Below are 10,613 nucleotides of genomic sequence, written 5' to 3'. Positions count from 1 at the left end.
ACAGCTTATGGCTAGTATACCGGGCCTAACAAATGCGATCTAAATGAGTAACCCTACTATTTTATTCTAAGGTTTTCTGAACCACCACATTTCCGGTAGCCACAACTAATTGCCTAAACCGTTCTAATGATCCCTTTGAGTACGCTTTACATATTCATTCATTGCACATTCTTTTGTGTAAGGTTGTTTCAGGACGATACAGGTTTCAAATAAAAAAAAAGCCCTGATGGCAACATCAGGGCTCTATATTCACTTTGCTTTTTAATTAGCCACCGATTTTAACGATAAGGTCAGCGGCTCTGTTAGAATAGCCTGCTTCGTTATCGTACCATCCTACTACTTTTACCAAGGTACCGGCAGCGGCAGTCAGTTCTGCATCGAAAATATTTGAGTGAGGGTTTCCAATAATGTCCACAGAAACAATTGGATCTTCGCAGTACTCAATAATGCCTTTCATTGGGCCTTCAGCGGCAGCTTTCATGGCCGCATTCACTTCTTCGGCAGTTACTTCTTTTTTCACCATTACAGTTAGGTCTGTCAATGAACCGTCCGGCACAGGGACCCTTAAAGCAATACCATCGAGTTTACCGGCTAGGTGAGGAAGCACCAAACCTACAGCTTTGGCTGCTCCGGTAGAAGTTGGTATGATGGAAACCGCTCCGGCTCTGGCTCTTCTCAAGTCTTTGTGAGGAGCATCCTGAATTCTTTGGTCGGCCGTGTAAGCGTGTACAGTAGAAATATAACCCTTTTCAATGCCAAAGGCATCGTCCAATACCTTAGCCATTGGAGCCAGGCAGTTGGTGGTACAAGAGGCGTTAGAAACAATGGTTTCGTTGCCAGTTAGAATATCTTCGTTTACTCCAAGCACTACCGTAGGGATGTTGCCTTTGGCAGGAGCAGAAATTACAACTTTTTTGGCTCCGGCCTGCAAGTGCCCTCCGGCTCCTTCTTCATCAACGAATCTACCAGTAGACTCAAGAACTACATCAACGCCCAACTTGCCCCAAGGAAGGTTCTTTGGTTCTTTTTCAGCGTAGATTTTAATTTCCTTGCCATTGACCACAATGCCGTCTGCAGTAGACGATACAGTGCCGTCAAATTTGCCGTGTACAGAATCGTACTTTAGCAGGTGGGCAAGGGTAGCAGTATCGGTCAGGTCATTGATCGCTACTACTTCAACGTTTTCTTTGCTCAATAACGCTTTGAAAGTCAGTCGTCCGATTCTTCCAAAACCATTAATGGCTACTCTAATTTTAGACATGTCCTTTTACGGTTTTATTTGTGATTGATGTGGCGCAAAACTAAGAAAGCCCTATGCCATTTCAAATATAAATCAATGTTGTCGTAAAGGGGTTCCATCGGAATCGATTGAAATATTTCAATGAAAATATTTTTGGAAATAAAAAACCGAAATCTATATTTGCACACCGAAAATCAAGGAGCTCTTAGGCAAATTGGTTTAAGGTTGTGAAAATCCTAACACGGTCCCTTCGTCTAGGGGTTAGGACGCCAGGTTTTCATCCTGGAAACAGGGGTTCGATTCCCCTAGGGACTGCTGAAAAGCCCGACATTTGTCGGGCTTTTTTTGTTATGCTCGTTTCAAAGATTAGGAAATCAGAAGGCTGTGTCCGTTCCTAATGAAAGGTGTTCATGAGTCGCCAAAGAAGGTTGGAGTGTCAACTCATTTCGGCTCTTTCTATCAAAAAATGCCTATAAAAAGATAGTGTAAGGAGGAATCCTGATTGGGCTGGTTGGTTTAGAGAACTTACTGATCGGACTCTATTCTTCCCAATAGCTCAAATTTGAGTACAATTTCAAACCGCTCTCCGGAAGTCACCAGGTGAATGTTTTTACCTACGCCATCGAGCTTAATGTTAATTCTTCCTCTGGCCATGGTAGTGGTTATGAGAGCCAAGCCGTTGGCATTGGTGTTGCCAGGGTTTTCAGGATCAAAAATGGGGATCTCTGCAAATACTTCGTTGTTGTCGTTGTCCAGAGTAATGGTGTTCTCAACATCTACAATGGTAAAGTCGGTCAGACGTTCTGTGTAACCACCATCGGCAATAGCACTTAGGCTGGCTTCAAAGAGGCCAATGGAGTTGCCGCTTTCTATGCCTCTAATGTCGTAGTAGAGACCAACCAGTTGAGGGGCAATAATGGCCTTGCCGGCCGGAGCGTCAAAATCGTTGGTAGAAACAGCTATAAACTCATTGAGGCTAAGCAGATCTGTTCGGGCAATGTCTTCGTTGGGAGGTAAATCAGACCAATCAATTTCAATGGTATGGGTTAACTCACCACTTACAAACTCGTAGTTCGGACCGTCTTCATCGGGAAAACATCCGGTAAACATTAGAACCACTACAATGAGTAAAGACAGCTTCTTCATATAATTATTAATCTCTTGCAAACTTAAAACTTTTGGGGTTGTATATATTAGCTTTCCTGATTTTAACACATCTCTTTTCGAACAACCTTACCCGGCAACTTTCTCACCAATGGGCTTTGTTCCGGTATTTACGCATATGAGCGTCAATGACCTAACGTTTGAACTTGAGCCACAGGAAAATGCAACCACATTATTTTGTAAAACTTTGTGCATGAAGTCTACTGAATGACACCCTTACTTTTTAGCGGGTTGTAAACCAGCAAAATATGGGCATGTGCATTGATGTAAGAAATGCTCCAATAATCAAAAAAATGCATGTGAACGTTTCTTTCTTGGGCATATTCGTGTTTTGTTTCTCGCAAGTCGTGGCAGAAAGGCAAAGGCTCAACCCATGCAGTTCGGTTAATTCAAAGCCAATTCCAACCATTATCCTGTTCAGGCAGTCGAGAAACATGTGCATAGAAACTGCTTTGAAGCCTTGGTCGCGCAAGGTTTCAGGGTGAAACGCGATTTTTTGGTAAGGAAGATTAGGAGTATTTACCTCATAACAATGTGGCCGTATTTGGGCTTGGATTGAACCATAGTCCCTTAGCTTATTGTTGAAAAGCGTGTTCCGTTTTCAGGTTCTGGTATTTGCTGGAAATGCACTTCTCTTTCCATTAATTTATTCAAAGCATAACACTAAGGAAGCACGTAATATGGGCATAATGCCATCTTTGCGGGCAATTGCGCTTTGGCCCAGGCATGTGCCAAACTATTCTCGGAATATCTGTTAGGGCAGACGGTCCTAATGATTTTTCATACAATCATTTTTAAGAACCCCGGTACGCAATCACCGGGGTTTGTTTATTCCCTCAAAAGCTTTAGAAGCACTCCATTTGTCCAGCCAAAACCATCTTGTACCGGATACTCGCCTCCACCGCTAAGCAGGCTTGTGTCAACCACATTGTACTTTTCCATAAGCTTGCCCGTATTTTTAAAAACCTTAATATTCAGGGCTGTCCAGCGATTTTTAATGGTTGTGGCCAAATGGTCGTGGCCGTAATTTCTAAGTCCCCAAATGGCCATCCACTGCAATGGAGCCCAGCCGTTTGGGGCATCCCATTGCTCGCCAGACTCAAAGTTTGTGGTAAGCAGCCCACCATCTTTCAGTAGTTCTTGTGCCAGGGTATTGGCTACACTTTCGGCCTGTTGGGCAGAAGCGAGCTGAAAAGCCAGTGGATAGACAGCCGCGGCTGTCAGGCTTGTGGTTTGAGCCTCATGGTGGTGGTTAAAATCAAAGAAGTAGCCTTCAGAAGCATTCCAACAATATTGCTGAATGGCCTTAGCCCTGCTTTCTGCTCTTTGGGCATAGTTGGTGCCCAACTTGCCTTCTCCTTGCAGTACATAGGCTTTGCTAATCATCTTTTCCAGATGGTAGAGCAGGCAATTTAGGTCTACAGGTATTAGGTTGGTGGTATAAATGGTGGTGAGATCGTCAGGTACTTCGCACCATCGCGAACTAAAGTCCCAGCCGCTTTCACAGGCCGCCCGTATATTCAAAAGCGTTTGCTTACCCGCTTTCCCTTTTCGCTCAATTAATTCCACATCGTCTTGATACATTTCTGCTCTCGGACTGAAAATATTATCATAGTGCCGATTCAGTACTTCTCCATTCGGCATGAGAACTACTCGTTTGTAATTGGCTTGCGTTTTGGACAGTTCTTGTTCACCCTCCATCCAAAATTTATGTTCTTTTACCATGGCAGGTAAAAAATCTATAAGATACTTTTCTCCCTTTTCTTGTGCCAGCAGGCTTACCATAAGTGAAAAGAAGGGAGGTTGGGAGCGGCCTAGGTAGTATGTTCGGTTGCCATTGGGTATGAAGCCGAAATTTTCAATCATGTATGCAAAGTTTTTCACCATATGCTCCACCATGTCGGTTCGGCCACTTTCTACTAAACCCAGCATGGTAAAATAGCTATCCCAGTAATAGATTTCATTAAAGCGCCCGCCCGGAACTACGTAAGGATAAGGCAGAGGAATAAGCGTGGAAAAGTATTCCTCATTGTCGGGCTCACGGGCAAGAACAGACCATAAGCGTTCTATGTGATCTTCTACAGGCAGGGAGCTATCGCTTTGGTATTCTTTCCCTTGGCTTTGAGCACTCACAAAATAATTATTGAAGAAGGTTTTTAGGTCAAAATTGGGGTGGTTCTTTTCTTGCCTGTAGATGGCAAGTATATTGGCCGGATCTTCAATAGCATAGGCATCGGAAATCTCCTTGCCATCTGCCCACTGCCCGGAAGCATGCAAGTCAGTGAACAATTCTTTTAGGTCTTCCTCCAAAAAAATCAGTCGATTGGCCATAATCTTGTGGTTTTGAGCCATTCAAGTTACAAGGTTAACTTGTTCTTTTCCAAAGCGAGCCCTTGCGCATTTTACGATTTCTAAGCACGGAATGAGCTCTTTGCCAATGCATTGCAGCCTACACTTAAAAAAAAATCTCAGGTTTGTAAGAATCGCCAGGTTAGAGGGTACTAATAGGTTGACAGGTTGAAATGACAGAAGTACAGCAGAAACAGATTTTTGAATCTTGGTTGGAAACCCACAAGGGTATCTTATTTAAGGTGGTGCGGTCGTACTGCGAGCAGGAAGAGGACCGCGAAGATTTGTTTCAGGAGATTGCTGTCAATGTCTGGAAATCGGTTAGCAATTTCAGGAACGACTGCGCGGTCTCTACCTGGGTTTATAGAATAGCACTTAATCAGGCTTTAAAATGGAAGCTGAAGAAAAGCAGGGATCAAAATAAAGCAGATAATGGTGAGGTGGTTCGAATTCTACAGCCTGCAGAAGAAAAGCCAGACCAAAGACTAGAATGGCTATATGGGCAAATTCAACAGTTGGATGAGATAGATCGCTCCCTTTGTTTGCTTTTGCTCGATGGATTCAGCTATAAAGAAATGGCTTCGATTGTTGGTATTTCTGAAAACTACGTGGGAGTGAAGATTAATCGAATAAAAAAGCACCTCACCGAACAGTCTAAAAAAATGTTGAACAATGGAATTTGATGAAATGAAAAAAATATGGGATGAACAGAGTCAAAAGGCGTTGTATGCCTTAGACGAGGAAGCGCTTCACAATAGGGTGATACAGCGTAAAAATAAAGCTGCTGCAGTGGCCGGGAGAAGTGAACAACTAATGATGGGGTCGCTGGTGTTTTGCACGCTGGTTATTTTGGGAGCCAGTCTCATCAAGTCGGATTTTCAGCTATTCCCTAGTCTGCTGGCCGTAATTACAATGGTATTGGCCGGAGTAATATACCTTAGAAGACAGCAACGACTGAACCATCAAAACACTTTCGATAAAAGCATATTGGGCGATATGAACGCGGCCATCGCCCATGCTGATTTTCAGGTCAGGCTATCGGCTATGGGTAAGTGGATTTATTTGGTGGTGGCTTTGCTGAGTATTGCCTCTGTTGTCGATGAGTGGGCAGAGTGGTACAAGGGAGCCTTATTGCTCCTGTTTTTTGTGGCCGGGTACTTTGGTGCCCGTTGGGAGCATAAAACCTTTTACGTGTCGCAGAAGCAAAAGCTTGAGCACATGCGCGAAAAACTTATCAGTTTGAAAGCTTGAGCATCAGTCTAATGATCTTAAATCAGCAGCCGTTTCATTAGTAAATCGCGCTGCAGGTCGCCTCCCAATTTAAAAGGGTGGCTGCCAAATACCTCAAAGCCATGGCGTTTGTAGAAGGCTATGGCTTTATTGTTTTCTTCCCAAACACCCAGCCAAATGGCCATCAGCCCTTTATTTTTGGCTTCTTGCATAGCAAAGTTCAATAGTAAAGTGCCAAGGCCCTTGCCCTGAACATGTCTTTTTAGGTATATGCGCTCAACTTCCATGGCATTGTCCAAAACCTGGTCTGACTGAGCTTTTTTCGTATTGAGCTTAAGATAGCCCACCGGCTCATCTGTATTTTTTAAAAAGTAAAAGTAACTGTCCGGGGTTTCCAGTTCGTTGCGCAATTGGTTGGCATCGAATGCCTTTTGCAAATAACCGTCAAAATCGGCCTGATGGTTCTTATCGCCAAATGCATCGGTAAAAGTCTCTATAGAAATAGATCTGAGCTCCTCTAGCTGCTCGATAGAAATCTTATCGATTCGATAGTTTTCCATAGACTTTGGGAATTTTAAAAATTACTTAACCGTCTAATATACAATTATAAGCCCTTGTGGATGCTTACTTTTCGGGTCGCAAAAATATATTTTTTGAAAACGTGATCAATTCGGATTTGGCATTTGTGCCTAACCTGCTAATCATTTAAATTCCACCCATTCAAGTTTTGAGCATGGAAACAAACATTCGCAAATTCAATAAAATACTGGTGGCCAATCGTGGCGAAATTGCTATACGCGTACTGAGAGCAGCTTCTGAAATGAAGATTCGTACGGTGGCCATTTATACATACGAAGACCGTTATTCCCTCCATCGATACAAGGCCGATGAGGCTTATCAGATTGGAGACGATGATGATCCGCTCAAACCTTATTTGAATATTGATGAGATCATTGCTCTGGCCAAAAGGGAAGGGGTAGATGCTATACATCCCGGCTATGGGTTTCTTTCAGAAAACGTACACTTTGTAAGAGCTTGTAAAGCAGCCGGAATCACATTTGTTGGCCCCGAGCCGGAAGTAATGCAACGCTTGGGCGACAAGGTGCAGGCTAAAATTGTGGCCCGCAATGCCCAGGTGCCGCTTATTGAAGACAGTCAGGAGCCGCTCACAAGCAGTGCCATTGCTCTTAAAGAAGCAAAGCGAATTGGCTTTCCTGTAATGGTAAAGGCCGCAGCCGGTGGGGGAGGCCGCGGTATGCGGGTGGTACGCTCGGAAGATGAATTGGAGCGCGCTTTCAATGAGGCTCGTGGAGAGGCTGGAAAAGCCTTTGGAGACGATACTATTTTCATTGAAAAATTTATTGATAGCCCCAAGCACATTGAGGTGCAAATCATGGGCGATAATTACGGTAACCTTGTACACCTGTATGAGCGCGATTGCTCAGTGCAGCGCAGGTACCAAAAGGTTGTAGAGGTGGCTCCTTCCATAGGGCTAAAAGATGAAACTCGTGAAAAACTCTATGAGTATGCGCTGAGAATTACCCGCGAAGTGAATTACAATAATGTGGGTACAGTAGAGTTTCTGGTCGATGCCGATGAGCAGATTTACTTTATTGAAGTAAACCCAAGAGTACAGGTTGAACATACGGTGACTGAAGAAATTACAGGCATTGATATTGTTCGCTCTCAAATAGAAATAGCCCAGGGTTATCCGCTCGACCACCCTCGGATTTTCATCAAAAGCCAGGCCGATGTGCAGAAGAATGGTTTTGCCATTCAGTGCCGAATTACTACAGAAGACCCGGAAAACAATTTTAAGCCCGATTATGGCACCATTATAGCCTACCGGTCTCCGGGAGGGTTTGGTATTAGGCTAGATGCCGGTAACTGCTATGCCGGAGTAACCATATCGCCCTTTTTCGATTCGATGTTGGTGAAAATCACTGCTTCAGGACGCACGTTAAAAGGAGCTGCTCAAAGGCTGCAACGCGCACTTTCTGAGTTTAGAATACGAGGCGTAGTAACCAACAAAGGCTTTTTAGAGAATGTACTTAGTCATGAGACTTTCTTTACCGGAAAGGCCACAGTAAAGTTTATAGAAAATCATCCGGAGTTACTCCAGATGCCACGGTACATGAACCGGGCCACAAAGTTACTCAACTACCTGGGAGAGGTGGCCGTAAATGGCAATCCGAGCGTAAAGAAAATAGACCCTTCAGTAAAGTTGAGGGTACCGAAGGTTCCTGAGTTCGACCGTTTGGGAGCGTATCCTTCCGGCACCAGGCAAATTTTGGAAGAAAAGGGAGCCGAAGGGTTGGCCAAGTGGATTAAAGAGCAGCCGCAAATCCTATTTACCGATACTACCTGGCGCGATGCCCATCAGTCGTTGTTGGCTACTCGAATGCGTTCGCTGGACATGCTCAAAGTGGCCGAAGGTTTTGCCAAAAATCAACCCAACGTATTTTCTTGGGAAATGTGGGGAGGGGCTACCTTCGATGTGAGTATGCGGTTCCTTTATGAAAACCCATGGGACCGGTTGAAGCGAATGCGTGCGGCAGCACCCAACATACTTATGCAAATGCTTATAAGAGGTTCCAACGGTGTAGGTTACAAAGCTTATCCGGATAACCTTATTGAGCGATTTATTGAGAAGTCGGCTGAGAATGGCATGGATATTTTCCGAATATTCGATTCTCTCAACTGGGTGGAGGCCATGAAGGTGAGCATTCGCACGGTTCGTGAGAGAACCAACTCGGTGGCAGAAGCATGCATTTGCTATACGGGCGATGTGCTCGATAAGGAAAGCAAATACAACTTGCAGTATTATCTGGACATGGCTCGGGCACTGGAAGACGAAGGAGCCCATATTATAGCCATTAAAGATATGGCAGGTTTGCTAAAGCCCGAAGCAGCTACCGTATTGGTAAGTGCTCTTAAAGAAACGGTGAATTTACCCATTCACCTGCACACTCACGATACATCGTCCATGCAAGCCACCACATACTTTAAAGCCATAGAAGCTGGAGTAGATATTGTGGATGTGGCCATTGCTTCCATGTCAGGCCTCACTTCTCAACCCAATTTTAACTCGCTGGCAGCGGCACTCAAGGGGCATCCCCGAGACCCTAAGGTTGATGTGCAAAACCTGAATAAGTATGCCAACTACTGGGAAGATGTGCGCGAATATTACTACCCCTTCGAAAGCGGTCTGAAGGCCGGCACAGCTGAGGTGTACGACCATGAGATACCGGGCGGGCAATACTCCAACCTAAGACCACAGGCTGCTGCTCTGGGCCTGGAGCATAAGTTTGAAGAGGTGAAGCGTAATTATGCGGTGGTCAACAAAATGTTTGGAGATTTAGTAAAGGTGACCCCGTCTAGCAAGGTGGTTGGCGACATGGCCATATTTATGACTTCTAACAACCTGACACCGGCCGATATACTGGAACGTGGCGAGACCCTCTCTTTTCCGGAGTCAGTTATTAGCTTGTTCAGGGGAGATCTGGGGCAAATGCCTGGAGGTTTTCCGCAAGAGCTTTCCAGAATTATTCTAAAAGGCGAAAAGCCATATACAGACCGGCCAAACGCACATCTGGAGCCCGTAGACTTTGATAAGGAGTTTAAAGCGTTTCAGCAAGAGTTCGATATTTACTGCGATGAGCTGGACTTTCTTTCGTACAAGTTATACCCTAAAGTTTTTAAGGATTTCTATCAGCATTGGCAAAACTATGGAGCCGTTTGGCAACTACCTACCAAGGCATTTTTCTTTGGCTTAAAGCCTAATGAAGAGGTGTTTGTGGAGATTGGGAAAGGCAAGCATATCATTATTAAGATGCTTTATATTGCTGAGCCCGATGAAAACGGAATGCGCAAAGTGTACTTTGAGCTGAATGGCCAAACACGGGTGATCGATGTTCGGGATCAGAACCTTAAAGTTACTAAGGTTGCCAACCGCAAGGTAGATGGTGAACATCAAGTAGGAGCACCTCTGCAGGGTAGAATTGCTGAAGTAAAAGTGAATGTTGGCGATACTGTAAAAGAAAATCAGGCTCTTTTTGTAGTTGAAGCTATGAAAATGGAGACAACAGTCTCAGCTCCTGAAGCCGGAAAGGTAAAGGCCATTTATCTCAAAGGCGGAGATATGGTTGAACAGGACGACCTGGTGGTTGAATTGGAATAGGCTTACGATTCCGGCAGTTGCCGATGATTGGGGAGAGTTGAAAAGGCTTTAGCTCTTTCGTTATCCCAACTGCCGGATTTTATCTCTCACACCCCAACTTCCGTCTTCCCACTTCCTCCATTATGGGAGGATCCGCTAGGCTAGATCATGGGCAGATGCTTCGGCTTCGCTCAGCATGGAAACCAAAGTGTCCTCTTTTCACAGCTTTTCGCTTCCCGCTTCCCGCTTCCTACTTCTGATTTCCGATTTCCGATTTCTGGTTTCCGTCTTCCTAGCTCCGAACTTGCGTCTTCCCAATTCCTCCATTATGGAAAGATCTGCTAGGCTAGATCATGGGCAGATGCTTCGGCTTCGCTCAGCATGGAAACCAAAGTGTCCTCTTTTCACAGCTTTTCGCTTCCCGCTCCCGGCTTCTGATTTCCGATTTCTGGTTTTTGATTCCTATCTTCC

The 10,613-nt window shown here is 44.7% G+C and carries 7 protein-coding genes and 1 tRNA gene; 4 read left to right on the top strand and 4 right to left on the bottom strand.

Going from position 1 to position 10,613, the window contains the following annotated elements; translation table 11 throughout:
- Positions 1-265: 265 nt before the first annotated feature.
- The gene (gap, locus tag B3O12_RS06325) at positions 266-1,261 is read right to left on the bottom strand and encodes a type I glyceraldehyde-3-phosphate dehydrogenase (RefSeq protein WP_286743017.1); all 996 of its coding nucleotides are present in this window, start codon (positions 1,259-1,261) and stop codon (positions 266-268) included.
- Between the two features lie 222 nt (positions 1,262-1,483).
- Between gap and B3O12_RS06320 the strand changes: the two genes are divergently transcribed.
- Positions 1,484-1,555, top strand: a tRNA-Glu gene (locus B3O12_RS06320).
- A 210-nt stretch (positions 1,556-1,765) separates the two neighbouring features.
- Here the strand turns inward: B3O12_RS06320 and B3O12_RS06315 are convergent.
- A complete protein-coding gene (locus B3O12_RS06315; RefSeq protein ID WP_189630427.1) occupies positions 1,766-2,386 on the bottom strand; it encodes a hypothetical protein in 621 nt (206 codons plus the stop codon).
- 846 nt (positions 2,387-3,232) lie between these two features.
- Positions 3,233-4,735 (bottom strand): alpha,alpha-trehalase TreF, encoded by a 1,503-nt coding sequence (gene treF / locus B3O12_RS06310; protein ID WP_189630428.1) that lies wholly within the window; start codon positions 4,733-4,735, stop codon positions 3,233-3,235.
- Positions 4,736-4,926: 191 nt separating this feature from the next.
- Between treF and B3O12_RS06305 the strand changes: the two genes are divergently transcribed.
- Together B3O12_RS06305 and B3O12_RS06300 are read left to right on the top strand one after the other, a co-directional pair.
- Positions 4,927-5,436, top strand: coding sequence for an RNA polymerase sigma factor (locus tag B3O12_RS06305; protein ID WP_286755701.1), 510 nt, complete (start codon positions 4,927-4,929; stop codon positions 5,434-5,436).
- Positions 5,437-5,440: 4 nt separating this feature from the next.
- On the top strand, positions 5,441-6,004 hold the full coding sequence (locus tag B3O12_RS06300; RefSeq protein WP_286755699.1) for a hypothetical protein: 564 nt from the start codon (positions 5,441-5,443) through the stop codon (positions 6,002-6,004).
- 17 nt (positions 6,005-6,021) lie between these two features.
- Here B3O12_RS06300 and B3O12_RS06295 read toward each other — a convergent pair whose 3' ends face one another.
- The gene (locus B3O12_RS06295; RefSeq protein ID WP_189630431.1) at positions 6,022-6,543 is read right to left on the bottom strand and encodes a GNAT family N-acetyltransferase; all 522 of its coding nucleotides are present in this window, start codon (positions 6,541-6,543) and stop codon (positions 6,022-6,024) included.
- Between the two features lie 173 nt (positions 6,544-6,716).
- On the opposite strand from B3O12_RS06295, the gene B3O12_RS06290 reads away from it, so the two are divergent.
- On the top strand, positions 6,717-10,163 hold the full coding sequence (locus B3O12_RS06290; RefSeq protein WP_286755698.1) for a pyruvate carboxylase: 3,447 nt from the start codon (positions 6,717-6,719) through the stop codon (positions 10,161-10,163).
- Positions 10,164-10,613: the final 450 nt, after the last annotated feature.

The organism is Roseivirga sp. UBA838 (assembly GCF_002296035.1).
Lineage (GTDB): Bacteria > Bacteroidota > Bacteroidia > Cytophagales > Cyclobacteriaceae > Roseivirga > Roseivirga thermotolerans.
This window is presented reverse-complemented; position numbering and strand designations above follow the sequence as displayed.